The sequence below is a fragment of the Streptomyces bungoensis genome, assembly GCF_001514215.1.
Lineage (GTDB): Bacteria > Actinomycetota > Actinomycetes > Streptomycetales > Streptomycetaceae > Streptomyces > Streptomyces bungoensis.
Map to the genome: position 1 here is coordinate 56,763 of NZ_KQ948854.1, position 24,606 is coordinate 81,368.

Annotated in this window: 17 protein-coding genes and 1 tRNA gene; 12 read left to right on the forward strand and 6 right to left on the reverse strand. The window is 71.8% G+C overall.

Features of this window, described 5'->3' with window-relative positions:
- Window positions 1-81: 81 nt before the first annotated feature.
- On the reverse strand, window positions 82-1,020 hold the full coding sequence (locus AQJ66_RS10495; RefSeq protein WP_061919523.1) for a PAC2 family protein: 939 nt from the start codon (window positions 1,018-1,020) through the stop codon (window positions 82-84).
- 180 nt (window positions 1,021-1,200) lie between these two features.
- Complete coding sequence (gene rpsA / locus AQJ66_RS10500; RefSeq protein WP_061919525.1) at window positions 1,201-2,694, reverse strand: 30S ribosomal protein S1; 1,494 nt, start codon at window positions 2,692-2,694, stop codon at window positions 1,201-1,203.
- 374 nt (window positions 2,695-3,068) lie between these two features.
- On the opposite strand from rpsA, the gene AQJ66_RS10505 reads away from it, so the two are divergent.
- Window positions 3,069-3,893, forward strand: a complete 825-nt coding sequence (locus AQJ66_RS10505) for a class I SAM-dependent methyltransferase (RefSeq protein ID WP_061919527.1) — start codon at window positions 3,069-3,071, stop codon at window positions 3,891-3,893.
- Between the two features lie 84 nt (window positions 3,894-3,977).
- On the forward strand, window positions 3,978-6,896 hold the full coding sequence (locus tag AQJ66_RS10510) for an ATP-dependent RNA helicase (RefSeq protein WP_061919529.1): 2,919 nt from the start codon (window positions 3,978-3,980) through the stop codon (window positions 6,894-6,896).
- A 131-nt stretch (window positions 6,897-7,027) separates the two neighbouring features.
- Here the strand turns inward: AQJ66_RS10510 and AQJ66_RS10515 are convergent, their stop codons facing one another.
- A complete protein-coding gene (locus AQJ66_RS10515; protein WP_061919531.1) occupies window positions 7,028-8,767 on the reverse strand; it encodes a lytic transglycosylase domain-containing protein in 1,740 nt (579 codons plus the stop codon).
- A gap of 317 nt (window positions 8,768-9,084) precedes the next feature.
- Here AQJ66_RS10515 and AQJ66_RS10520 point away from each other — a divergent pair, with 317 nt between their 5' ends.
- A complete protein-coding gene (locus AQJ66_RS10520; RefSeq protein ID WP_061919533.1) occupies window positions 9,085-9,951 on the forward strand; it encodes a DUF4184 family protein in 867 nt (288 codons plus the stop codon).
- On the opposite strand, the gene AQJ66_RS39670 is transcribed toward AQJ66_RS10520, so the two are convergent.
- Window positions 9,860-10,300 (reverse strand): hypothetical protein, encoded by a 441-nt coding sequence (locus AQJ66_RS39670; RefSeq protein WP_208611335.1) that lies wholly within the window; start codon window positions 10,298-10,300, stop codon window positions 9,860-9,862. The two genes, AQJ66_RS10520 and AQJ66_RS39670, sit on opposite strands and share 92 nt — an antisense overlap.
- A gap of 209 nt (window positions 10,301-10,509) precedes the next feature.
- On the reverse strand, window positions 10,510-13,236 hold the full coding sequence (gene polA / locus AQJ66_RS10530; RefSeq protein ID WP_061919535.1) for a DNA polymerase I: 2,727 nt from the start codon (window positions 13,234-13,236) through the stop codon (window positions 10,510-10,512).
- Between the two features lie 345 nt (window positions 13,237-13,581).
- On the opposite strand from polA, the gene AQJ66_RS10535 reads away from it, so the two are divergent.
- The 7 genes from AQJ66_RS10535 to AQJ66_RS10565 all read left to right on the forward strand — a co-directional run bounded on the left by AQJ66_RS10535 (window position 13,582) and on the right by AQJ66_RS10565 (window position 22,840).
- Window positions 13,582-15,921 carry an FdhF/YdeP family oxidoreductase gene (locus AQJ66_RS10535; RefSeq protein WP_061919537.1) on the forward strand — a complete coding sequence of 780 codons (2,340 nt, stop codon included), beginning with the start codon at window positions 13,582-13,584 and terminating at the stop codon, window positions 15,919-15,921.
- A 47-nt stretch (window positions 15,922-15,968) separates the two neighbouring features.
- Entirely contained in the window at window positions 15,969-16,457 is a 489-nt protein-coding gene (locus AQJ66_RS10540; protein WP_061919539.1) for a PaaI family thioesterase, read from the forward strand.
- A 741-nt stretch (window positions 16,458-17,198) separates the two neighbouring features.
- Window positions 17,199-18,407 carry a branched-chain amino acid ABC transporter substrate-binding protein gene (locus tag AQJ66_RS10545; RefSeq protein WP_061920176.1) on the forward strand — a complete coding sequence of 403 codons (1,209 nt, stop codon included), beginning with the start codon at window positions 17,199-17,201 and terminating at the stop codon, window positions 18,405-18,407.
- A gap of 109 nt (window positions 18,408-18,516) precedes the next feature.
- A complete protein-coding gene (locus AQJ66_RS10550) occupies window positions 18,517-19,455 on the forward strand; it encodes a branched-chain amino acid ABC transporter permease (RefSeq protein ID WP_061919541.1) in 939 nt (312 codons plus the stop codon).
- Between the two features lie 5 nt (window positions 19,456-19,460).
- Complete coding sequence (locus tag AQJ66_RS10555; protein ID WP_061920178.1) at window positions 19,461-21,239, forward strand: branched-chain amino acid ABC transporter permease; 1,779 nt, start codon at window positions 19,461-19,463, stop codon at window positions 21,237-21,239.
- A gap of 6 nt (window positions 21,240-21,245) precedes the next feature.
- Entirely contained in the window at window positions 21,246-22,127 is an 882-nt protein-coding gene (locus AQJ66_RS10560) for an ABC transporter ATP-binding protein (protein WP_061919543.1), read from the forward strand.
- Window positions 22,124-22,840, forward strand: a complete 717-nt coding sequence (locus tag AQJ66_RS10565; protein WP_061919545.1) for an ABC transporter ATP-binding protein — start codon at window positions 22,124-22,126, stop codon at window positions 22,838-22,840. The genes AQJ66_RS10560 and AQJ66_RS10565 overlap by 4 nt, the downstream gene beginning before the upstream one ends.
- A 71-nt stretch (window positions 22,841-22,911) precedes the next feature.
- On the opposite strand, the gene AQJ66_RS10570 is transcribed toward AQJ66_RS10565, so the two are convergent.
- A complete protein-coding gene (locus AQJ66_RS10570; RefSeq protein ID WP_061919547.1) occupies window positions 22,912-23,571 on the reverse strand; it encodes an ANTAR domain-containing response regulator in 660 nt (219 codons plus the stop codon).
- Window positions 23,572-23,671: 100 nt separating this feature from the next.
- On the opposite strand from AQJ66_RS10570, the gene AQJ66_RS10575 reads away from it, so the two are divergent.
- Together AQJ66_RS10575 and AQJ66_RS10580 are read left to right on the forward strand one after the other, a co-directional pair.
- A tRNA-Leu gene (locus tag AQJ66_RS10575) sits at window positions 23,672-23,746 on the forward strand.
- A 106-nt stretch (window positions 23,747-23,852) separates the two neighbouring features.
- Window positions 23,853-24,593, forward strand: a complete 741-nt coding sequence (locus AQJ66_RS10580) for a helix-turn-helix domain-containing protein (protein ID WP_061919548.1) — start codon at window positions 23,853-23,855, stop codon at window positions 24,591-24,593.
- The last annotated feature ends 13 nt before the right edge of the window (window positions 24,594-24,606 follow it).

Sequence of the window (24,606 nt, forward strand, 5' to 3'; positions counted from 1 at the left end):
GAAGCTTAGGCCCTGCCACCGGCGGGGCCACCGCGGCACCGGTACCGGCCCGCGAGCCCGGCATGATCCGGACGAAAGACCCTAGCCGTCGCCCTCGCGTTCCGCCAGGAAGCGTTCGAACTCGCGCCCGATCTCGTCGGCGGACGGGATCTCGACCGGTTCGGCGAGCATGTTGCCCCGGGTCTCCGCGCCCGCCGCGGCGTCGTACTGGTGCTCGAGGCCCTGGACGAGGGCGGTCAGTTCCTCGTCGCCCTCCTGGATCTGCCGGTCGATCTCCGTCTGGGTGCGGTGCGCGTCCGTGCGCAGGGCGTGCGCGACGCCCGGCAGCACCAGGCCCGTGGCGGCCGTGACGGCCTCCAGGACGGTCAGGGCCGCGTCGGGGTACGGGGAGCGGGCGATGTAGTGCGGTACGTGCGCGGCGACGCCCAGGACGTCGTGGCCCGCCTGGGTGAGGCGGTACTCGACCAGCGCCTCGGCGCTGCCGGGCACCTGCGCCTCCTCGAAGGGGCTGCGGTGGCCCGGGACCAGGTCGGTCCGGTTGCCGTGCGGGGTCAGGCCCACCGGGCGGGTGTGCGGGACGCCCATGGGGATGCCGTGGAAGTTCACCGAGAGGCGGACGCCGAGCCGCTCCACGATCTGCGCCACGGCCGCCGCGAACCGCTCCCACTCCACGTCCGGCTCGGGGCCGGACAGCAGCAGGAAGGGGGCGCCGGTGGCGTCCTGCAGGAGGCGGACCTCGAGGGCGGGCACCTCGTAGTCGGTCCAGCTGTCCCGTTCGAAGGTGAGCAGCGGGCGGCGGGCCCGGTAGTCCACCAGCCGGTCGTGGTCGAAGCGCGCCACGACCTGGTGGGGCAGTGAGTCGAGGAGCCGGTCGACGATCTGGTCGCCGGTCTCGCCCGCGTCGATGTATCCGTCGAAGTGGTAGAGCATGACAAGGCCGGCCGACTCCTGGGCGAGCGCCATGTCGACCACGGCGAGGCCCTTCGGCTCCCATGCGTACAAACCCTGGGGATCAAGCACTGTGACCGCTCCTCCTCGTGTCCGTAGGCGCCAACGCGCCCCGGGCCGGGGGCATTCCCGCGACACGCCGCTGATCAGGGATCCCCGGGAGCCGGTACAGGACGGGGGAACACGTCCGAGGGGCCGTACCCCGGAAGGTACGGCCCCTCAGCGCTGTCGGCTAAGCCCAGCGGCTAGCGATCAGCTCTGGCCACCGGCCAGCTTCTCGCGCAGCGCGGCGAGCGCCTCGTCCGAGGCCAGGGCACCGGAGGTGTCCGCACCCTCGGAGGAGTACGAACCGCCACCCGACGCGGCCGGAGCGGCGGCCTCGCCACCCTCGGCAGCGGCCTGGGCGTCCGCCTCGCGGGACTTGATGACCTGCTGCTGGTGCTGCTCGAAGCGGGACTGCGCCTCGGCGTACTGGCGCTCCCACTCCTCGCGCTGCTTCTCGTAGCCCTCGAGCCAGTCGTTGGTCTCGGGGTCGAAGCCCTCGGGGTAGATGTAGTTGCCCTGGTCGTCGTAGGACGCGGCCATGCCGTACAGGGTCGGGTCGAACTCGACCGAGGCCGGGTCGGCACCGAAGGACTCGTTGGCCTGCTTCAGCGAGAGGCTGATGCGACGGCGCTCGAGGTCGATGTCGATGACCTTGACGAAGATCTCGTCGTTGACCTGGACGACCTGCTCCGGGATCTCCACGTGGCGCTCGGCCAGCTCGGAGATGTGGACCAGACCCTCGATGCCCTCGTCGACGCGGACGAACGCACCGAACGGAACCAGCTTCGTGACCTTGCCGGGCACGACCTGGCCGATCTGGTGGGTGCGGGCGAACTGCTGCCACGGGTCTTCCTGGGTCGCCTTCAGCGACAGGGAGACGCGCTCGCGGTCCATGTCGACGTCCAGGACCTCGACCGTGACCTCCTGGCCGACCTCGACGACCTCGGAGGGGTGGTCGATGTGCTTCCAGGACAGCTCGGAGACGTGGACCAGACCGTCGACGCCACCCAGGTCCACGAAGGCACCGAAGTTGACGATCGAGGAGACCACGCCGGAGCGGACCTGACCCTTCTGCAGGGTCGTGAGGAACGTCTGGCGGACCTCGGACTGGGTCTGCTCCAGCCAGGCACGGCGGGACAGGACCACGTTGTTGCGGTTCTTGTCCAGCTCGATGATCTTGGCCTCGAGCTCCTTGCCCACGTAGGGCTGGAGGTCGCGGACACGGCGCATCTCGACCAGGGAGGCCGGGAGGAAGCCACGGAGGCCGATGTCGAGGATGAGACCACCCTTGACGACCTCGATGACGGTACCGGTGACGATCCCGTCCTCTTCCTTGATCTTCTCGATCGTGCCCCAGGCACGCTCGTACTGAGCGCGCTTCTTGGACAGGATGAGGCGGCCTTCCTTGTCCTCCTTCTGGAGGACCAGGGCCTCGATCTCATCGCCCACGGCGACGACCTCGTTGGGGTCGACGTCGTGCTTGATGGAGAGCTCGCGGCTCGGGATAACGCCTTCGGTCTTGTAACCGATGTCGAGCAGGACCTCGTCCCGGTCGACCTTCACGATGACGCCGTCGACGATGTCGCCGTCGTTGAAGTACTTGATCGTCTCGTCGATCGCGGCGAGGAAGGCTTCCTCGTTACCGATGTCGTTGACCGCTACCTGCGGGGTGGTGGCGGTGGTCTCGGTGCTGCTCGTCATGTGGGAAAGGGCTCCGGTACGGACATTGAAGTCGTAGGTACTGCTTACGCCGGGAGCCCGTTTCGCTCTGCAGAAGCCGGACAGCCAAGGAAGCGCCTCACCGGCGAACCGGTGACGGCGCCTCGAGAACCGAGGGGACATACAACAGATGCGAGCGCAGCCTGCTACGTCTGAGGTGCGCAGGCCCGCAGCGCAACTTGTAGCATACGGGGGCAGCCGGGCAGGGTCAATGCGCGAAGGCGCACACCCGGGGCGGATCGCCGCATTTCCGGCACAAGAAGCGTCCCAGGAGGCCACGCAGGCCTTCGGGACCCCTTCCGCGACACACCGTCTCCCGGCGGGTTGGACGGAAGAGTACGACGAGGGAGCCGATCATCCAAGAGCCGGAACCGCTCGACCCGGAGGGGTTCGAGCCGGAAGCCACCCGGCGTCACGCCGGGGTCGCGGAGAGCAGCCGGGCCAACCGGGGCTGGTGGGACCGCAACGCGGACGAGTACCAGGTCGAGCACGGGACGTTCCTCGGAGACGACCGCTTCGTGTGGGGCCCGGAGGGCCTGGACGAGGTGGAGGCCGAGCTGCTCGGCCCGCCGGAGGAGCTGAAGGACAGGTCGGTCCTGGAGATCGGCGCGGGCGCGGCCCAGTGCGCGCGCTGGCTGGCCGGGCAGGGGGCCCGGCCGGTGGCCCTGGACCTGTCGCACCGCCAGCTCCAGCACGCGCTGCGCATCGGCGGATCGTTTCCCCTCGTCTGCGCCGACGCCGGCGCGCTGCCCTTCGCGGACGGCTCCTTCGACCTGGCGTGCTCCGCGTACGGGGCGCTGCCGTTCGTGGCGGACCCCCGGCTGGTGCTGAGCGAGGTGCGCCGGGTGCTGCGGCCGGGCGGCCGGTTCGTCTTCTCGGTGACGCACCCCCTGCGCTGGGCGTTCCCGGACGAGCCGGGCCCCGAGGGCCTCACGGTCGCCGCGTCCTACTTCGACCGCACGCCGTACGTCGAGCAGGACGACGAAGGCCGCGCGGTGTACGTCGAGCACCACCGGACGATCGGCGACCGGGTCCGCGACATCGTGGCCGCGGGCTTCCGCCTGGTGGACCTGGTGGAGCCGGAGTGGCCGGCCTGGAACACCTCGGAGTGGGGCGGCTGGTCCCCGCTGCGGGGGAACCTGATCCCCGGCACGGCGATCTTCGTGTGCGAGCGCGACTGACACGCGCGGCTGATCACGGAGGCACGGGCGCGTGGGCGCCCGCGCGCCCGGGGCGCGTGCGCGCCGACGTACGACACTGGTGACGTGATCCGTTACGACGCCCTGGACGCGCTGCCCGTGCGCACCGCCCTGCCCGCCCTGGCCGACGCCTTGGACGCGGACGGCACGGCCGTCCTGGTGGCGCCGCCCGGCACCGGCAAGACGACGCTGGTGCCGCTGGTCCTGGCGGGCCTGGTGGGCGGTGGTCCCGCGCGGCGGGTCGTGGTGGCCGAGCCGCGCCGCATCGCCGCGCGGGCGGCGGCCCGGCGCATGGCGTGGCTGCTCGGCGAGAAGCCCGGCGGCAGTGTCGGGCACACCGTGCGCGGCGAGCGGACCGTGGGGCGGCACACGCGCGTGGAGGTCGTGACCACCGGTGTGCTGCTGCAGCGGCTGCAGCGCGACCAGGAGCTCGCGGGCGTCGACGCGGTGGTGCTCGACGAGTGCCACGAGCGTCATCTGGACGCCGACACGGCTGCCGCCTTCCTGTGGGACGTACGGCAGACCCTGCGGCCGGAGCTGCGGCTGGTGGCCGCGTCGGCGACCACGGACGCGGCGGGCTGGGCGGAGCTGCTCGGCGGGGCGCCGGTGGTCGAGGCGGCGGGCGTCGCGCATCCGGTCGAGGTGGTGTGGGCGCCTCCGGCCCGTCCGGTGCGGCCGCCTCATGGGATGCGGGTGGACCCGGCGCTGCTCGGGCACGTGGCGTCGGTGGTGCGGCGGGCGCTGGCCGAGCGGCAGGGGGACGTCCTGTGCTTCCTGCCCGGCGTGGGCGAGATCGCGCGCGTGGCGGGGCAGCTGGGGGATCTCGGGGACGTGGACGTGCTCCAGGTGCACGGGCGGGCGCCGGCCGCCGTGCAGGACGCGGTGCTGGCACCCGGCCGGCGGCGCCGGGTGGTGCTGGCGACGTCGGTGGCGGAGTCGTCGCTGACGGTGCCCGGGGTGCGGGTGGTCGTGGACTCGGGGCTGGCGCGGGAGCCGCGGGTGGACCACGCGCGCGGGCTGAGCGGGCTGACCACCGTACGGGCGTCCCGCGCGGCCGGACGGCAGCGCGCCGGGCGGGCCGGGCGCGAGGCGCCGGGCGTGGTCTACCGGTGCTGGACGGAGGCCGAGGACGCCCGCCTGACGGCCTTTCCGGCGCCGGAGATCAAGGTGGCCGACCTGACCGCGTTCGCGCTTCAGGCGGCGTGCTGGGGCGATCCCGACGCCTCCGGGCTGGCGTTGCTGGACGCCCCGCCCGGCGGGGCGATGGCGGCGGCGCGTGAGGTCCTGGCCGCCGTAGGGGCGGTGGACTCCGCCGGGCGGGCCACGCCGCGCGGGGTGCGGCTGGCCCGGCTGGGGGTGCATCCGCGGCTGGGGCGGGCGTTGCTGGACACGTCGGGTGAAGGCGCCGAGGTCGTCGCCCTGCTGTCCGAGGAGGTCCCGCGCGAGTACGGGGATGACCTCGCGGCCGCCTTGCGGCGCGCCCGGCGCGGGGGTGACGCCTACGCAGCGCGGTGGGCCGCGGAGGTACGGCGCCTGCGGGCCCTCTCCACGGATCCCGCCCGTCCGCCCGCCCACGAGGACGGGTCCTCGGCGGAGGTGCCGGACGAGACGGTCACCCCCGCCGACGGAACGGACGGCCGGCCGCCGCATCGGGACGCCCGGCCCGGGACCGACGCCCCGGCAGGTACGGGCGACTCCCCGCCGCCGGCGGACGCCCCGGCTGAGCCCGGCACCGGAGCTCATGACCCGGCGACGCCGAGGAACGCCCCGGCTGACAGCGGTCGCGCAGCGGGCCAGGGTGGCTCCGCACCCCGGGCGGACGCTCCGGTCGGAGCGCATGCCGCGGCGGGAGCGGAGGGCCGCCCGCCACAGCGGGGCGCCCGTCCCTCGTCCGCGATGCCGATCGCGGCGGATGGCCGGCCCGGGGCGGGGGGACGGGCGGTGCGGGTGGGCGGGGGTGAGGGCTCGGGCGGCGGGGGCGGGGTCGGGGGTGGCCTTTCGGCCGGTGGGCCGGAGGAACGGCTGGTCGGGCTCGTCGCCGCTCTGGCGTATCCCGAGCGGGTGGCCAAGCTGGACGGCGGGTCGTACCTCATGGTGTCGGGGACGCGTGCCGAGCCGGTGGACGGGTCGGCGCTGCGCGGGGCGCCCTGGATCGTCGTCGCCGTGGCCGATCGGCCTGCCGGGAAGGGGCACGCGCGCGTGCGGCTCGGGGCCGCCGTGCGGGAGGACGTGGCGCGGGCGGCGGCCGGGGCGCTGCTGACCGAGCGGGACGAGGTGCACTGGGCCGGCGGGGACGTGGTGGCCCGCCGGGTGGAGCGGCTGGGGGCCGTCGAACTGGCCGTACGGCCGCTGAGGGACGTCGATCCCGCGCTGGTGCGCGGCGCGCTGCTCGAAGGGCTCGGGCAGGAGGGGCTCGGGCTGCTGCGCTGGTCGCCGGGGGCGAGGTCGCTGCGGCAGCGGCTGGCGTTCCTGCGCGCCCACCTCGGGCAGCCGTGGCCGGACGTGTCGGACGAGGCGCTTCACGCGCGGGTGGACGAGTGGCTGGAGCCGGAGCTGAGCCGGGCCCGGCGGCGGGCCGATCTCGCCCGGATCGACGCCGGGCAGGCGCTGGCGCGGCTGCTGCCGTGGGCGGGCGGGGAGGCCGCCCGGCTGGACGACCTGGCGCCCGAGCGGATCACCGTGCCGAGCGGGTCCGGAATCCGGATCGACTACGCGGACCCGGAGCGGCCCGTGCTCGCGGTGAAGCTGCAGGAGATGTTCGGGCTGCGGGAGACGCCGGCCGTGGCCGGAGTGCCGTTGCTCGTGCATCTGCTCTCCCCCGCCGGGCGGCCCGCCGCCGTCACGGCGGACCTCGCGTCGTTCTGGACGGACGGCTACCGGAGCGTGCGCGCCGAGCTGCGCGGCCGGTATCCGAAGCATCCGTGGCCCGAGGATCCGGCGACCGCGGAGCCCACCCGGCACACCAACACGCGGCTCGGACGCTGACCGGCGCGGGAGGCGCCCCGGGCGGGTGCCGGTCCTCGGGGCGACGGCCTCGCGCAGGTCGCGCACGAACGCAGGGCGCCCCTCCCGCCGGAGCGGGAGGGGCGCCCTGCCCGCCTGGGCGGGCCGTGGTGTCAGGAGGTCGCGGACGGGCTCGGCGAGGGGTCGGCCGGGGCGTCGGCCGCGGCGACCGTCAGGTTCACGGTGAGGGTCCCGCCGCCGGGGGTGGTGAGGCGCAGCAGGAAGGTGCCGGTGGTGTCGTCCGCGTAGAGCTTCGGCAGCGTGAGCCGGCCCTTGGCGTCGGTCAGGAGGCCGGTCAGGGTACGGACGGGCTTGCCGTCGGCGTCCTTGAAGTAGGGGCCCTTGTCGTTCTCGGTGGCGTCGTCGGCGGACTTGATCAGCGTGGCGGTGACCGCCACCTTGCCGGCGGCGGCGCCCTTGTAGGTGGCCTCCACCTGGACCTGGTCGGCGAACTCGCCGCCCGGGGTGCAGCTCAGCGGGGTGTCGCCGGTGCGGGCGAGGGTGTCGGCGGGGCGCTCGGTGACGGTGGCCGTGTAGTCGACGCCCTTGGCCTGGTGGCCGACGACGGCCGTGGTGATCTTGAAGTCGCCGGTCTTCTCGCCGGCCTGGAGCGCCGGGGCGACCGCCACTCCCTTGGCGTCGGTGGCGATCGTGGCCACGGTCTCGCCGCCGGCGAAGGTGGCGTCGGTGTCTCCGGTGATGGTGAACCGGACCCTGACCTTGCCGACGGCCATGCCGGCCTTCGTCTCGGCACGGGTGCTGATCCGCCGGCCGAACGCTTCGCCGGCCGTGGCGGTGAGCTTCCCGGTGCCGGCGTCCGCGAGGTGGTCCACGGTCTCGGAGGGCGTGGGCGGCTTCGGCGGGACCGGCGGCGCGGGCGGCTTCGGTTCGGGGCTCTCCTGGCCGCCGCCGGGCTGGTGGGGCTTGTGGGGCTTCGGGGCCGGCTCGGCCGTCCGCGGGTGGGAGGGCTTCCGCTGCCCGGCGGGATGCCGGGGGCCGCTGCCGTCGCTGCGGTGGCTGGGCACGGAGCCGGTGCCGTCCGGGATGGAGTGGGTGCCCTTGCGGTAGTACTCCATCCAGCTCAGGACCAGGTTCAGGTAGTCCTGCGAGTTGTTGTAGCTGAGGATCGCCCGGTGCAGGTCGGCCTCGTCGGACAGGTTCCAGCCGGCGCGGCACAGGTAGTGCCCGGCGGCCAGGGCGGCGTCGTAGACGTTGTTGGGGTCCTTCTTGCCGTCGCCGTTGCCGTCGCGGCCGGCCCAGGCCCAGGTGGACGGGATGAACTGCATCGGTCCGACGGCCTGGTCGTAGGAGCTGTTGCCGTCGTACGCGCCGTGGTCGGTGTCCTTGATGAGCGCGAAGCCGTTGCCGTCGAGCTGGGGGCCGAGGATGCGGCCCAGCGTCGTGCCGTTCGCGTCGACCCGGCCGCCGCGGGCCTGGCCCGACTCGACCTTGCCGATGGCGGCCAGCAGTTGCCAGGGCAGGTTGCAGCCCGGCTTGGAGGAACGCAGCTCGGCCTCGGCCCTCTTGTAGGCGTCGAGGACGGTGGCGGGGATGCCCCCTTCGGTGTCACCGCCGGAGACCGAGGGCGTGCTGCCGGGTGCCGGGGACGGGTTGGGGCTGTGCAGCGGCGGAAGGTCCGTGTAGTACGGCGAGTTGGCGGTGGCGTCCCCGCCGCCGCCGGCAGCGGCGGTCGTGTCGGGTGCGGGGGTGGCGGCCCCGGCCGCGGCCTGTCTGCCGTGGTCGTCGCCGGTCGCTCCCGGAGCCTGGGACGCGGACAGTGCCGCGACCGCTGCCGCGGCCACCGCGGTGGTCGCCGCTCCCTTGCGCAACCGCCTGCCGAAATGCGCCGCCATAGAGTGAACCCTCCCGTGGACCCGTGTGCGTCCGTCTCCGTCTGTGTGCCTCGCCCTGGTGTGACGGTTGACCCGGTGTTCTGGTTGCCCCTGTTCCGCCTTTCGATTTGTGCGATGCGTGTTCGACCGTGCGCCGGGCACGGCGACCCAGGTGACCCTACGACAAGTCGCGTGGCCTGGGCACCCGTTGACGCCCGGATTTCACCGTCCGGTCACCTGCGGTCGGCACCCGCGGCCCGGGGCGGGGCTCACGCATACTGGGAAGGGCGTGATCATCGTTCCGCCGCCATCGCCGACGACCGTTCCGGGGGGCCTCGTTGCCGTTCACGCTCAGCCACGCGGCGGCCGTGCTGCCCGCGGTACGACGGGACGGCGGCGGCCGGGGCCGACTGGTGCCCTCGGTGCTCGTCATGGGTTCGTTCGCGCCCGACATGCCCTACTACGCGGCGAACGTGCTGCCGGGCGGCATGGAGTTCGGGGAGGTCACGCACTCCTTCGCCGGTGTGGCCGGCGTGGACGTCCTCATCTCCTGGGCGCTGGTGGGTGCGTGGCTGCTCGTCCGTGAGCCGCTGGTCGCGCTGCTGCCCCTGTCCCGGCAGGGCCGTCCGGCCGCCCTGCTGCGCTGCGGCGCGCCGCACGCGCGCGTGCGGGCCGTCTCCGTGCTGTGGGGTTACGTCTCGGCGGTGCTCGGGGCGCTGACGCATGTGGTCTGGGACGCGTTCACGCACCACGACCGGTGGGGGTCACGGCTGATCCCGGCGCTCGGCCGGATCCTTGCGGGCATGCCGCTGTACCTGTGGCTGCAGTACGGCAGTTCGGCGGCGGGCGCCCTCGTGATCGCCGTTTTCGTGCTCCGTGCGCTGCGGCGGGTGCCCGGCGGGGAGCGCGTGGGGGTGCCGGTGCTGTCGGTACGGGACCGGTGGTGGGCCGGCGCGGTGATCGGCGGCTGCGCCGGGGCCGGAGCGGTGCAGCGGGCCGGCCGGTGGTGGGAGTGCTGCGGGACCACGGCCGGCGTGCGGGACCTGGTGCCCACGCTGTGCTTCGGGGCGGGCGCGGGGCTGGTCCTGGGCCTGCTGCTGTACGCCGTCGGGGTCAGGGTGTGGCGTCCGGCCCCGGCAGCGGGCGGTCCCCGGGACTCTGCGGAGGCCGTGGGCTCCGGCCGGGGCCGGCCGGCCGGCCGGTGAGGGGAGCGACGAAGACGGTCAGCCGGGGCCGGGGGCGTGGTCTCGGGACCAGCGTGAGGAGCAGCGCGAGATAGCCGCGGACGAGATCGGTTCCCAGGCGCCAGGCGGGGGTGCCGTCCGGTCCGGCGGGGCGGAATCCGGCCAGGAGCCCGGCAGCGGTTCCGCGCAGCGCCGTCCGGGCTCTGCGCAGGGTCGCCGCCAGGTCGGCGGGGATGCGGGCGGTGCTTGCGTCGGCCGCGAGGGCCGGGACCGGCGAGACGGGCGTGACCTGGGCCGAGGCGGTGTCCGCCCGGGCCGGGGTGCCGCCTCGTGCCTCGGGCGTCCGGCGGTGGAGCATGCGTATACCCATGCCCGCAGTGTTGCGGCTGGGACGCCCGGGGGGCGTTTTGGCGGGGGCCACGTGAGTGAAGGGCCCTGCCGGGAGGGGTGCGGTCACGGGAGCGCGGTGGGTTCGGCACCGCCGGGGGCCGCTGTGCGGTGGAGCGGGCGCTGTCCCCGGCTGTCCACGCCCGTGGGGACAACCGGGGCCAGCGCCCCCCTTCAGCGGGTCGCCGGGGGCTAGTGGGCCGCGGACTCCCAGTCGGGGCCCACACCCACGGACACGTCCAGCGGCGCCCTCAGGCGGACCGCGCCCGCCATCTCGCGGCGGACGATCTCCTCCACGGCCGCGCGTTCGCCCGGGGCGATCTCCAGGACGATTTCGTCGTGGACCTGGAGGAGCATGCGGGACCTGAGGCCGGCCTCGCGCAGGGCCCGGTCGACGTGGAGCATGGCGATCTTGACGATATCGGCCGCCGTGCCCTGGATGGGCGCGTTCAGCGCCATGCGCTCGGCCGCCTCGCGGCGCTGGCGGTTGTCGCTGTTGAGGTCCGGAAGGTAGCGGCGGCGCCCGAACAGGGTGGCCGTGTAGCCCGTGGCCCGCGCCTCGTCGACCGCTCGGCGCAGATAGTCCCGCACCCCGCCGAAACGCTCGAAGTAGGTGTCCATCAGCACGCGCGCCTCGGCCGCCTCGATGTTCAGCTGCTGGGAGAGGCCGAAGGCGGACAGGCCGTAGGCGAGGCCGTAGGACATCGCCTTGATCTTGCGGCGCATCTCCGCGTCCACCGCGTCCCGCTCGACGGAGAAGACCTGCGAGGCGACCGTGGTGTGCAGGTCCTCGCCCGAGGTGAACGCCTCGATCAGGCCCGCGTCCTCGGAGAGGTGGGCCATCACGCGCAGTTCGATCTGGCTGTAGTCGGCGGTCATCAGGGACTCGAAGCCCTCGCCGACCACGAAGCCGCGGCGGATGGCCCGGCCCTCGTCGGTGCGGACCGGGATGTTCTGCAGGTTCGGGTCCGTGGAGGACAGGCGGCCGGTCGCGGCGACCGTCTGGTTGAAGCTGGTGTGGATACGGCCGTCACCGGCGATGGTCTTGATCAGGCCCTCGACCGTGACGCGCAGTTTCGCCTGCTCGCGGTGGCGCAGCATGATCACCGGCAGCTCGTTGTCGGTCTGGGTGGCGAGCCAGGCGAGGGCGTCGGCGTCGGTGGTGTAGCCGGTCTTCGTCTTCTTCGTCCTGGGCAGCGCCAGCTCGCCGAAGAGGACCTCCTGGAGCTGCTTGGGCGAACCCAGGTTGAACTCGTGGCCGGCCGCCGCGTGCGCCTCCTTCACCGCCTGCTGCACGGCACCCGCGAACATCTGCTCCATCGCCTCGAGGTGGGCGTGGTCGGCCGCGATGCCGTGGCGTTCCATCCGGGCGAGCAGGGCGGAGGTGGGCAGCTCCATGTCCCGGAGCAGGTCCGCCGCGCCGACCTCCTGCAACCGGGCCTCGAAGGCCTCGCCGAGGTCCAGGACGGCGCGGGCCTTGATCATCAGGGCCTCGGCCTCGGCACCGTCGTCCGCGCCGAAGGCCAGCTGGCCGTCGGCCGCGGCGGCCGGGGCCAGCTCGCGGTGCAGGTACTCCAGGGACAGCGCGTCCAGGTCGAAGGAGCGGCGGCCGGGCTTGACCAGGTACGCGGCGAGCGCGGTGTCCATGGCGACGCCCTCGACGGACCAGCCGTGCTCGGCGAAGACGCGCATCGCGCCCTTGGCGTTGTGGAGCACCTTGGGCCGGCCGGCGTCGGCCAGCCAGCCCGCGAAGGCGTTCTCGTCGGACTCGTCCAGCTCGGAGGGGTCGAACCAGGCGGCCGCTCCCCCCGCCGCGGCCAGCGCGACCTCCGCGACCGAGCCGGTGCCGAGCCCCCAGGTGTCGACGGTGGCGACGCCCAGCGTGCCGGTGCCGTGCTCGGCGAGCCAGGGAGCCAGCTCCCCGGTGCCCAGGACCGCGCCGTCCAGCTCCACGCCGTCCGCCGTGACCGGGGTGACCTCGGCCTCCTCGGCGCCGGGGTCCACGGCGAAGAGACGCTCGCGCAGGGAGGGGTTGCGGATCTCCAGGGTGTCCAGGACCATCGCGACGGCCTTGCGGTCGTACGGGGCGCGCTGCAGGTCGGCGACCGTGCTGGGCAGCTCGACGTCCCGCTCCAGCTCGGTGAGGACGCGGTTGAGCTTGACCGACTCCAGGTGGTCGCGGAGGTTCTGCCCGGCCTTGCCCTTGACCTCGTCGACGCGCTCGACCAGCTCCGCGAAGGAGCCGAACTGGTTGATCCACTTCGCGGCGGTCTTCTCGCCGACGCCGGGGATGCCGGGGAGGTTGTCGGAGGGGTCGCCGCGCAGGGCCGCGAAGTCCGGGTACTGGGCGGGCGTCAACCCGTACTTCTCGAAGACCTTCTCCGGGGTGAAGCGGGTCAGCTCGGAGACGCCCTTCGTGGGGTACAGCACGGTGGTGTGCTCGCTGACCAGCTGGAAGGAGTCGCGGTCGCCGGTGACGATCAGCACCTCGAAGCCCTCGGCCTCGGCCTGGGTGGCGAGGGTGGCGATGATGTCGTCCGCCTCGTACCCGTCGACGGCGAAGCGGTGCGCGTGCATCGCGTCGAGCAGCTCGCCGATCAGCTCGACCTGGCCCTTGAACTCGTCCGGGCTCTTGGAGCGGTTCGCCTTGTACTCGGTGAACCGCTCCGAGCGCCAGGTCTTGCGGGAGACGTCGAACGCGGCCGCGAAGTGCGTGGGCGCCTCGTCGCGCAGGGTGTTGGCCAGCATCGACGCGAAACCGTAGATCGCGTTCGTCGGCTGGCCCGTCGCGGTGGTGAAGTTCTCCGCGGGCAGCGCGAAGAACGCGCGGTAGGCCAGCGAGTGCCCGTCCATGAGCATCAGCCTGGGACGGGTGCCGCCGGGGTTCTTGTCGGTCTTCTTCGATGCTGTCTCTGCCACGCCCCCGATCCTGCCACGCCCGACTGACACCGCAGCGCGGGGCGGCTCCGGGAGGGCTCCGCGGGACGGCTCCGCCGGGGATGCGTCCGCACCCTGGTGCTGCGGGGGCGCAGTGGGGTGGGCGCGGGTACGGCCTGATCGGCGGCCCCGGCCGACCTCCTCGGGCCGATCGGCTCGCGGCGGACGGAGCGCACCGGCCGGCTCCGGGACCCGCAACACCGGAACCCACCGAGCGACGCCCGCCCGGCCCGTCGCCGCCACCCGTCCGTTCCCACCCCGGCCCCCTGTCGGTGGCCCGTGGGAGGATCGGAGCCGTACTTTCACAGGTCGAAGGGGAGCCGTGCGATGGTGTCTAAGCCGCCCATGGGGGATCCGGTGCAGGACGCGCCGCGGGTCGGGGAGCCGAAGCACGCGGCGGCGGGGCTGCCCGCCGTCGGGCACACGCTGCGCATGGCCCAGCAGCAGATGGGCGTGAAGCGCACCGCGCTGACCCTGCTGCGGGTGAACCAGAAGGACGGCTTCGACTGCCCGGGCTGCGCCTGGCCGGAGCCGGACCACCGGCACAAGGCGGAGTTCTGCGAGAACGGCGCCAAGGCGGTCGCCGAGGAGGCCACCCTGCGCCGGGTGACCCCGGAGTTCTTCGCCGCGCACTCCGTCACCGACCTCGCCCGCCGCAGCGGCTACTGGCTGGGGCAGCAGGGCCGGCTCACGCACCCCATGTACCTCCCCGAAGGGGAGGACCACTACCAGCCGGTCAGCTGGGAGCGGGCCTTCTCCGTGATCGCCGAGGAGATCGCCGCCCTCGGCTCCCCCGACGAGGCCGTCTTCTACACCTCCGGCCGCACCAGCAACGAGGCCGCGTTCCTGTACCAGCTCTTCGCGCGCGAACTGGGCACCAACAACCTCCCCGACTGCTCCAACATGTGCCACGAGTCGTCCGGCTCGGCGCTGGCCGAGACGATCGGCATCGGCAAGGGCAGTGTCCTGCTGGAGGACCTGTACAAGGCGGACCTGATCATCGTCGCCGGGCAGAACCCGGGCACCAACCATCCGCGCATGCTGTCCGCGCTGGAGAAGGCCAGGGCGAACGGCGCGAAGATCATCAGCGTCAACCCGCTGCCCGAGGCCGGCCTGGAGCGCTTCAAGAACCCGCAGACCCCGCAGGGCATGCTGAAGGGCGCCGCGCTCACCGACCTGTTCCTGCAGATCCGCATCGGCGGCGACCAGGCCCTCTTCCGGCTCCTCAACAAGCTCGTACTGGAGACCGAGGGCGCGGTCGACGAGACCTTCGTCCGGGAACACACACACGGTTACGAGGAGTTCGCCGAGGCCGCCCGCGCCGCCGACTGGGACGAGACGCTGGCGGCCACCGGCCTGAGCCGCGCGGAGATCGAGCAGGCTCTCGCCATGGTGCTCGCCTCCCGGCGGACCATCGTCTGCTGGGCCATGGGCCTCACCCAGCACAAGCACGCCGTCCCCACCATCCGCGAGGTCGTCAACTTCCTGCTCCTGCGCGGCAACATCGGCCGCCCCGGCGCGGGCGTGTGCCCGGTGCGCGGCCACTCCAACGTGCAGGGCGACCGCACGATGGGCATCTTCGAGCGGCCGGCCCCGGCCTTCCTGGACGCGCTGGAGAGGGAGTTCGGGTTCGCGCCCCCGCGCGAGCACGGCTTCGACGTCGTACGGGCCATCCGCGCCCTGCGCGACGGCGAGGCGAAGGTGTTCTTCGCCATGGGCGGCAACTTCGTCTCCGCCTCCCCCGACACGGAGGTCACCGAGGCGGCCATGCGGCGGGCGCGGCTGACCGTGCACGTGTCGACCAAGCTCAACCGCTCGCACGTGGTCACGGGCGCGCGCGCCCTGATCCTGCCCACCCTCGGCCGCACCGAGCGCGACGTGCAGGCGGGCGGCGAGCAGTTCGTCACCGTCGAGGACTCCATGGGCATGGTGCACGCCTCCCGCGGCCGGCTCGCGCCCGCGAGCGCGCACCTGAAGTCCGAACCGGCCATCGTCTGCGCCCTCGCCCGCCGCGTGCTCGGCGCGAACTCCGTCGTCCCGTGGGAGGAGTTCGAGAAGGACTACGCGGCGGTCCGCGACCGCATCGCGCGCGTGATCCCCGGCTTCGAGGACTTCAACGCGCGCGTGTCCCGTCCCGGCGGCTTCGCCCTGCCGCACGCGCCGCGCGACGAGCGCCGCTTCCCGACCGCCACCGGCAAGGCGAACTTCACGGCCGCGCCCGTGGAGTACCCGGAGCTGCCCGCGGGCCGGCTGCTGCTGCAGACGCTACGCTCCCACGACCAGTACAACACCACGATCTACGGCCTGGACGACCGCTACCGGGGCATCACCAACGGCCGCCGGGTGGTCCTGGTGAACCCCGAGGACGCGCGCGCCCTGGGAGTCGCCGACGGGGCGTACGTCGACCTGGTGAGCGAGTGGCGCGACGGCGTGGAGCGGCGGGCGCCCGGCTTCCGCGTCGTGCTCTACCCGACGGCGAGGGGCTGCGCGGCGGCGTACTACCCGGAGACCAACGTGCTCGTGCCGCTGGACGCCACCGCCGACACCAGCAACACCCCGGCCAGCAAGTCCGTCGTGGTCCGGCTGGAGGAGGCACCGCAGCCCGCCCCGGAGCCCCCGGCCCGGAACCGGCCGGACACCCGTCTGGAACAATCGGCGACCGACTGAGCGTTTGCTCAGCGAGAGACGCAGGTACCACGAACGGAGCCGGGCCCATGGGTGAGCAGCAGCACGTGAAGTTCCCGCAGGAGGTCATCGACGAGTACGCCGCGCTCGGCGTCGACCTCCAGGCGCTGTTCTCCGCCGGTCACCTCGGCACGCGGATGGGTGTACAGATCACGGAGGCCTCGGCGGAGCGGGTCGTCGGCACGATGCCGGTGGAGGGCAACACACAGCCGTACGGGCTGCTCCACGGAGGCGCGTCCGCGGTGCTCGCGGAGACCCTGGGCTCGGTCGGCTCGATGCTGCACGGCGGCAGCTCCAAGATCGCGGTCGGCGTGGACCTCAACTGCACCCATCACCGCGGGGCCCGCTCGGGCCTGGTGACCGGGGTGGCCACGCCCGTGCACCGGGGCCGCTCGACGGCGACGTACGAGATCGTGATCAGCGACGAGCAGGGCCGCCGGGTGTGCAGCGCCCGGCTGACCTGCCTGCTCCGGGACGTCACGCCGAACGACGGAGCCCCGGCCGGTACGGCCGGCTGAGCGCACCGCATCCGCCGCTCCCCGCACGCCCCCGGCCACCGCACGGACCACCTCGGACGGCCGGGGCCGAGCCGCGGCAGCACCTCTCAACGAGATTGACCGCGCCAGCAGTTGACGGGCCTTCTGCCGCCCCGCCCGACACGGGCGCAGACAACACCCCTCTCCCCGCGCACCCCACGCCCCGCACCGCCGCCAACGCCCCTGCGGCGTCCGCCACTTCCCGCCGCCGCGGTGCCGCACACCCCAAGCGGAATTCTCTCCTCCGGCAACCGTTCCCCTCCTCTGCCACCGTGATACCGGTGCCTATTACACGGAATTCCGGAATGCGGACCACCCTCTTTCCCGGCGTAACGCTGCGTAACACACGCGCAATGCGAGAGGTCCGCTTCAGGGCCGTCCGAGTCCGCACCGACGGGCAATCCGGGTGCCCTTGAGGACCCCGCAGCCCGGTGGCACACGGGCCCCGGTCACGGCCAACCGGAAGTGCACATTCTCAAAATGTGGACCCAGCGGAAATTCCGCCAAAACAGCCAAGATCCTCCTGGCCGGAAGTCAGCCGTCCGTGTCGTCATAACAAGAAAGTCACAAGCCAGCGCACGGCGATGCCCAGGTCCCGTACCGGGCTTAGAGTCACGGCCAGTCACCGCTCCATCGGGAGTTCGGTACCGGCGCGGCGCTCGCCGTCCCCCGACGGGGGGCGGAACGTGCCAGCGGAAAGGATCGATTGTGCGACAGCGTTCTCTGGTGATTCTGACCTCCGTACTGACCACCGGAGCTCTGACTCTCACCGCCTGCGGCTCCCGCGACAAGGACAACAAGAGTGGCGACAGCGGCAACGTCACGGTCACCATCGGCGTCGACGCCCCCCTGACCGGCCAGAACTCCGCCACGGGCCTCGGCATCCAGTACGGCGCGCAGATCGCCGTCGACGACGCCAACAAGAACAAGACCGTCCCGGGCGTCACCTTCAAGATCAAGGCGCTGGACGACAAGGCGATCCCCGCCACCGGCCAGCAGAACGCCTCCCAGTTCGTCGCCGAGAAGGACGTCCTCGGTGTCGTCGGCCCGCTCAACTCCGGCGTGGCCACGCAGATGCAGCAGACCCTGGCCTCGGCGAACCTGGTGGAGATCTCCCCCTCCAACACCGCCCCCGAGCTGACGCAGGGCAAGAACTGGCAGACCAAGAAGGTCCGCCCGTTCAAGTCCTACTTCCGCACCGCGACCACCGACGCCCTCCAGGGCGCCTTCGCCGCCGACTACGCCTACAACGGCCTCAAGAAGAAGAAGGCCTTCGTCGTCGACGACAAGCAGACCTACGGCGCGGGCCTCTCCAAGATCTTCAAGGAGCAGTTCGCCAAGCAGGGCGGCAAGGTCATCGGCACCGACCACGTCAACACCGGCGACCGCGACTTCTCCACGCTCGTCACCAAGATCAAGAACTCGGGCGCCGACATCCTCTACTACGGCGGCCAGTACGACGAGTCCCAGGTCCTCACCAAGCAGCTCAAGGACGCCGGCGCCAAGATCCCGCTGTTCGGCGGCGACGGCATGTTCACCCCGACCTACATCAAGACCGCCGGCAAGGCCGCCGAGGGCGACCTCGTCACCTCCATCGGCGTCCCGGTCGACACCCTGCCGGCCGCCAAGGACTTCGTGAACACCTACAAGGCCAAGAAGTACCCCGGCGACTACGGCACCTACGGCTCCTACGCCTACGACGCCACCACCGCCATCATCAAGGCCGTCGGCGCGGTCGTGAAGGACGGCAAGCTTCCCTCCGACGCCCGCCAGCAGGTCGTCGACGGCGTCCAGAAGTCGTCCTTCGACGGCATCTCCGGCAAGATCTCGTTCGACGAGTTCGGTGACACCACCAACAAGCAGCTGACCGTCTACCAGGTCACCAACGGCGAGTGGAAGTCCGTCAAGAGCGGCGTCGCCAACCCGAAGTAACCCAGCCGGACACCAGGCACCACCAGGGCCGCGCGGCGCAGACCACCGTCACCGCGCGGCCCGCCCTCTACGCCCCCCTTGACTCTCCCCACCACATGGAGGCCATGCGGTGAACACCCTGCCGCAGCAGCTGGCCAACGGGCTGTTCCTCGGCTCGATGTACGGGCTGATCGCCATCGGCTACACGATGGTGTACGGCATCGTCCAGCTCATCAACTTCGCCCACGGCGAGATCTTCATGACCGGAGGGTTCGGCGCCCTCACGGTCTACCTCGTCCTGCCGGACGGCATATCCATGTGGATAGCCCTGCCGGCGATGCTCATCGGCGGCGCCCTGGTCGCCGTGCTCATCGCCGTCGGCGCCGAGCGCTTCGCCTACCGGCCCCTGCGCGGCGCACCACGCCTCGCCCCGCTGATCACCGCGATCGGCCTGTCCCTCGCGCTGCAGCAGGCCGTCTTCAACTGGTACCACGTCGACGGCGACGCCAAGTCCGCCCGCGTCTTCCCCCAGTTGCCCTTCGGCCCGCTCCACATCGGCTCCGTGACCGTGCAGAGCGGCGACATCTTCCTCATCATCGCCGCCCCCCTGTGCATGGCCGTCCTCGCCTTCTTCGTCCGCCTCTCCCGCACCGGCCGCGCCATGCAGGCCACCGCGCAGGACCCGGACACCGCGCAGCTGATGGGCATCGACACCAACCGCATCATCGTGATCGCCTTCGCCATCGGCGGCTTCTTCGCCGCCGTCGCCGGCGTCTCCTACGGCCTCAAGTACGGCTCCGTCTCCTACGACATGGGCTTCATCGCCGGCCTCAAGGCCTTCACCGCGGCCGTCCTCGGCGGCATCGGCAACATCTACGGCGCCATGCTCGGCGGACTCGTCCTCGGCGTCGCCGAAGCCATGGCCACCGCCTACATCTCCAACATCCCCGGCATGCAGCAGCTCGGCGGAGGCGGCTGGGCCGCCGTGTGGGCCTTCGTCCTCCTCATCCTCGTACTCCTCTTCAGGCCACAAGGCCTGCTCGGCGAACGCGTCGCGGACAGGGCGTGAGCAGCATGACCGACACGACCACCACACCGCCCGCGGCCGGCCGCGGACCCGTCCCGCTGCCCGCCGCCGGCGCCCGCCTCCTCATCGCCGCCGGCGCCGTCGGCACCATCGCCAGCACGTTCATGAGCTGGACCTGGACCCCCGACTTCCCCGGCGACCTGACCGTCTACGGCTACCCGGCGGGCCTGCAGGTCCTCGCCCTCGTGGCCGGCGCCCTCACCCTGCTGTTCGCCCTCCGCCTGTGGGACGTGCCGGGCCTGCGCTGGCTGAACCCGGGCAACGCCACCTCGCCCGTCTTCCTGACGGCCATGGCGGCCTTCACCGTCTGCTGGTTCGCCGGCATCGCCATCGCCGTCGACCTCGGCGGCCTGGTCAACCTCGACCCCGGCGCCTACGTCGCCATGGTGGCCTCCGCACTCCCCGTCGTCGGGGCCCTCGCCCTGCCGCACCCCGCACCCGGCACCGGCCTGACGGGTTACCTCACCAAGCCCGCCCAGCCCCGCCCCGGCAAGCTCTCCCCGCTCGCCGAACGCGGCTTCATCACCGCCGGCACGGCCCTCGCCCTGATCACCTTCACGTACGGCATCGGCATCGACAACGACGCCAGCGAGACCTTCATCGGCTTCCTGCTCCTCGTCGTCTTCGCCACCTGGGCCCTGATGCACACCGGCCTCGTCGACCGGTACGCCACCATCTCCGCCCACCACAAGGGCTTCGCGGCGTCCCTCGCCTTCCTCGCCGCCGTCATCTTCCCCTTCACCCAGAGCGACGACCACAACGCCAACGTCGGCGTCAACATCCTCATCTTCGCCACCGTCGCCCTCGGCCTGAACATCGTCGTCGGCCTCACCGGCCTGCTCGACCTCGGCTACGTCGCCTTCCTCGGCGTCGGCGCCTACGCCGCCGCACTGGTCTCCGGCTCCGAGTACTCCCGCTTCTCCGGCGTCCAGTTCCCCTTCTGGGCCGCGGCCCTCACCGGCATGGCCGCCTCGCTCGTCTTCGGCGTCCTCATCGGCGCACCCACCCTGCGCCTGCGCGGCGACTACCTCGCCATCGTCACCCTCGGCTTCGGAGAGATCTTCCGCATCACCGTCAACAACCTCGACGGCGACTCCGGACCGAACATCACCCGCGGCCCCAACGGCATCACCCAGATCCCCGACCTGAACATCTTCGGGTTCAACCTGGGCCAGCCACACGAAATCGCCGGGTTCACCCTCGGCCGGTTCGCCAACTACCTCTTCCTGATGCTCATCGTGACGGCCATCGTCGTCCTCGTCTTCACCCGCGCCGCCGACTCCCGCATCGGCCGCTCCTGGATCGCCATCCGCGAGGACGAGACCGCCGCCACCGCCATGGGCATCAACGGCTTCCGCGTCAAGCTGGTCGCCTTCGCCCTCGGCGCCTCCCTGGCCGGCCTCGCCGGCACCGTGATGGCCCACGTCAACTACAGCGTCAACCCCCAGCCCTACCAGTTCGCAGGCGCCGCCCCGCCCAACTCCGCCTTCCTCCTCGCCGCCGTCGTCCTCGGCGGCATGGGCACCGTCAGCGGCCCCCTCCTCGGCGCCAGCGTCCTCTACCTGGTCCCCGAGAAGCTCCAGTTCCTCCAGAACTACGAACTGCTGGCCTTCGGCATCGCACTCATCCTGCTGATGCGCTTCCGGCCCGAGGGCATCATCGCCAACCGCCGCCGCCAGCTGGAGTTCCACGAGACCGGCCAGCTCGACGTACCCGCGCAGAAGACGCTGACCGACGAACCGGCCGCCACCAAGGCAGGGGCGTGACGCACCATGACGACACCTGTACTCGAAGCCCGTGACGTCACCATGCGCTTCGGCGGCCTCACCGCCGTCCGCTCCGTCGACTTCACCGTCAACAGCGGCGAGATCGTCGGTCTCATCGGCCCCAACGGCGCCGGCAAGACCACCTTCTTCAACTGCCTCACCGGTCTGTACATCCCCACCGAGGGCACCGTCGCCTACCAGGGCAAGGTGCTGCCCCCGAAGCCGCACCTGGTGACCCAGGCGGGCATCGCCCGCACCTTCCAGAACATCCGGCTGTTCGCCAACATGACGGTCCTCGAGAACGTCCTCGTGGGCCGCCACACCCGGACCAAGGAAGGCCTGTGGTCCGCGCTCCTGCGCGGACCCGGCTTCCGCAAGGCCGAGAAGGAGTCCGAGGCCAAGGCCATGGAACTCCTGGAGTTCGTCGGCCTCGACGCCAAGCGCGACCACCTCGCGCGCAACCTGCCCTACGGCGAGCAGCGCAAGCTGGAGATCGCCCGGGCACTGGCGAGCGAGCCGGGTCTGCTGCTGCTCGACGAGCCGACGGCCGGCATGAACCCCCAGGAGACCCGCACCACCGAGGAACTGGTCTTCGCCATCCGCGACAAGGGCATCGCCGTCCTCGTCATCGAGCACGACATGCGCTTCATCTTCAACCTCTGCGACCGCGTCGCCGTCCTCGTCCAGGGCGAGAAGCTCGTCGAAGGCACCTCCGACGTCGTCCAGGCCGACGAGCGCGTCGTCGCCGCCTACCTCGGCGAGCCCTTCGAGGGCGACCCGGGCGAGGCGGAGGCCGCCGAGGTCGAGGCGGCGGAGGCCACAGCGGCCCACGCCGAAGACACGGTGGCGGACAGCGCCGCCGGCACCACCAAGGGAGACACCCCGTGACCGCACTGCTGGAGGTCGAGGACCTCAGGGTCGCCTACGGCAAGATCGAAGCCGTCAAGGGCATCTCGTTCAGCGTCGAAGCCGGCCAGGTCGTCACCCTCATCGGTACCAACGGCGCCGGCAAGACCACCACCCTGCGCACGCTCTCGGGCCTGCTCAAGCCCACGTCCGGCCGCATCGTCTTCGACGGCAAGCCGCTCACCGGCGTACCCGCGCACAAGATCGTCTCCCTCGGGCTCGCCCACTCCCCCGAGGGCCGGCACATCTTCCCGCGCCTCACCATCGCCGAGAACCTCCAGCTCGGCGCCTTCCTCCGCAAGGACAAGGAAGGCATCGAGAAGGACATCCAGCGCGCCTACGACCTGTTCCCCATCCTGGGCGAACGGCGCAAGCAGGCCGCCGGCACCCTCTCCGGCGGCGAACAGCAGATGCTGGCCATGGGCCGGGCCCTGATGTCCCAGCCCAAGCTGCTCATGCTCGACGAACCCTCCATGGGTCTCTCCCCGATCATGATGCAGAAGATCATGGCCACCATCGCCGAGCTGAAGTCCACGGGCACCACCATCCTCCTGGTCGAGCAGAACGCGCAGGCGGCGCTCTCGCTCGCCGACCAGGGACACGTGATGGAAGTCGGCAGCATCGTCCTCTCCGGCAGCGGACAGGACCTGCTCCACGACGAGTCGGTGCGCAAGGCCTACCTCGGCGAGGACTGAGCACCGCGCACACGGCGAGGCCCGCGCCCCCTTCTCCGGGGCGCGGGCCTCGTCACGTCCATGAGCCGGGCTCAGTCCTTCTTCGCGGCCTTCTTCTCCTCGCTGTCCGCGATGACCGCCTCCGCGACCTGCTGCATCGACATGCGGCGGTCCATCGACGTCTTCTGGATCCAGCGGAACGCGGCGGGCTCGGTCAGTCCGTACTCCGTCTGCAGGATCGACTTCGCCCGGTCCACCAGCTTGCGCGTCTCCAGCCGCTGGGTGAGATCGGCGACCTCCTGCTCCAGCTGCCTCAGCTCGGTGAACCGCGAGACGGCCATCTCGATCGCCGGCACGACGTCGCTCTTGCTGAACGGCTTCACCAGGTAGGCCATGGCACCGGCGTCCCGGGCCCGCTCCACCAGGTCGCGCTGCGAGAAGGCGGTCAGCATCAGGACCGGGGCGATGGACTCCTCGGCGATCTTCTCGGCCGCGGAGATGCCGTCCAGCTTGGGCATCTTCACATCGAGGATGACGAGGTCGGGCCGGTGCTCGCGGGCCAGCTCGACGGCCTGCTCACCGTCCCCGGCCTCACCGACGACGGTGTACCCCTCCTCCTCCAGCATCTCTTTCAGGTCGAGCCGGATGAGGGCCTCGTCCTCGGCGATGACGACACGGGTCGTCAGCGGAGGCACGTGCGACTTGTCGTCGTCGGGCGCGTCTACGGGCTGGGGCGACTCGGGGGCGGTCACGGGGGCTCCTTGGTAGGGGCAGGCGGTACTGCTGACAAGAGCCTACCTAGCTGCGGTAAGGTAAGTGCGCGAGGGGTCGGAGCTTTCCTACCTTTCGAAGGCCCCAGTACTCCAACCGGTTAGAGAGGCCGCTCTCAAACAGCGGACAGTGTGGGTTCGAATCCCACCTGGGGCACCTTTCCTTCAATCTCAAGGTCAGCCTCCGAAAGCGGATGTCCACATTCTCGTGAACATCCGCTTTTCGCCGCGTGTCGCCACCACCGTTCTCACACAGTGGCCGCATGTACGACGTCAGCACACGCAAGCGATCTCTCGCGCTGCTTGCTCACGGCCGCAGCCTCAACTCGGTGAGCCGTGAAACCGGCATCTCACGCGCCGCGATCCGTTCGTGGCAGGACCGCCTCGAGCCGCTCCCCCGCATAGCCGCTCCGGCCCCCGGGCCTCCCGCCGATGACCGTGCGTACGCCTACCTGCTCGGCCTCTACCTGGGCGACGGCTGCCTCAGCCCCCACTCGCGCGGCGGCTACCACCTACGAATCGCGTGCGCCGATGCGTGGCCCGGACTCATCCAGCAGTGCCGCGAGGCCATCACAAAGGTACGTCCCGACGTGGGCGTCTACACGTTGCAGAAACAGGGCTGCGCGATGGTGACCAGCTATTGGCGGCACTGGCCCCGCCTGTTCCCCCAGCACGGCCCCGGCAAGAAGCACGAGCGCCGCATCGTGCTGGAACCGTGGCAGCAGGAAATCGTCGACGCGCACCCCTGGGAGTTCATCCGGGGGCTCATCCACTCCGACGGCTGCCGTATCACCAACTGGACGACTCGCCTCGTCAAGGGTGAACGCAAGCGCTACGAATACCCCCGGTACTTCTTCACCAACCTGTCGGGCGACATCATCCGGCTCTTCACGGACGCCCTCGACCGCGTCCACGTCCAGTGGAAGGCAAATGGCCGGAACGTCTCCGTCGCCCGCAAAGTCTCCGTAGCCCTCATGGACGCCCACGTAGGTCCCAAGCACTGACCGTTGACCACCC

Bases quoted from the DNA above. Each gene is read 5' to 3' on its own strand.
- AQJ66_RS10580 (WP_061919548.1), top strand. From the start codon at position 23,853: ATGTACGACGTCAGCACACGCAAGCGATCTCTCGCGCTGCTTGCTCAC.
- AQJ66_RS10515 (WP_061919531.1), bottom strand. From the start codon at position 8,767: ATGGCGGCGCATTTCGGCAGGCGGTTGCGCAAGGGAGCGGCGACCACC.
- AQJ66_RS10535 (WP_061919537.1), top strand. From the start codon at position 13,582: ATGGTGTCTAAGCCGCCCATGGGGGATCCGGTGCAGGACGCGCCGCGG.
- AQJ66_RS10540 (WP_061919539.1), top strand. From the start codon at position 15,969: ATGGGTGAGCAGCAGCACGTGAAGTTCCCGCAGGAGGTCATCGACGAG.
- AQJ66_RS10555 (WP_061920178.1), top strand. From the start codon at position 19,461: ATGACCGACACGACCACCACACCGCCCGCGGCCGGCCGCGGACCCGTC.
- rpsA (WP_061919525.1), bottom strand. From the start codon at position 2,694: ATGACGAGCAGCACCGAGACCACCGCCACCACCCCGCAGGTAGCGGTC.
- AQJ66_RS39670 (WP_208611335.1), bottom strand. From the start codon at position 10,300: ATGGGTATACGCATGCTCCACCGCCGGACGCCCGAGGCACGAGGCGGC.
- AQJ66_RS10560 (WP_061919543.1), top strand. From the start codon at position 21,246: ATGACGACACCTGTACTCGAAGCCCGTGACGTCACCATGCGCTTCGGC.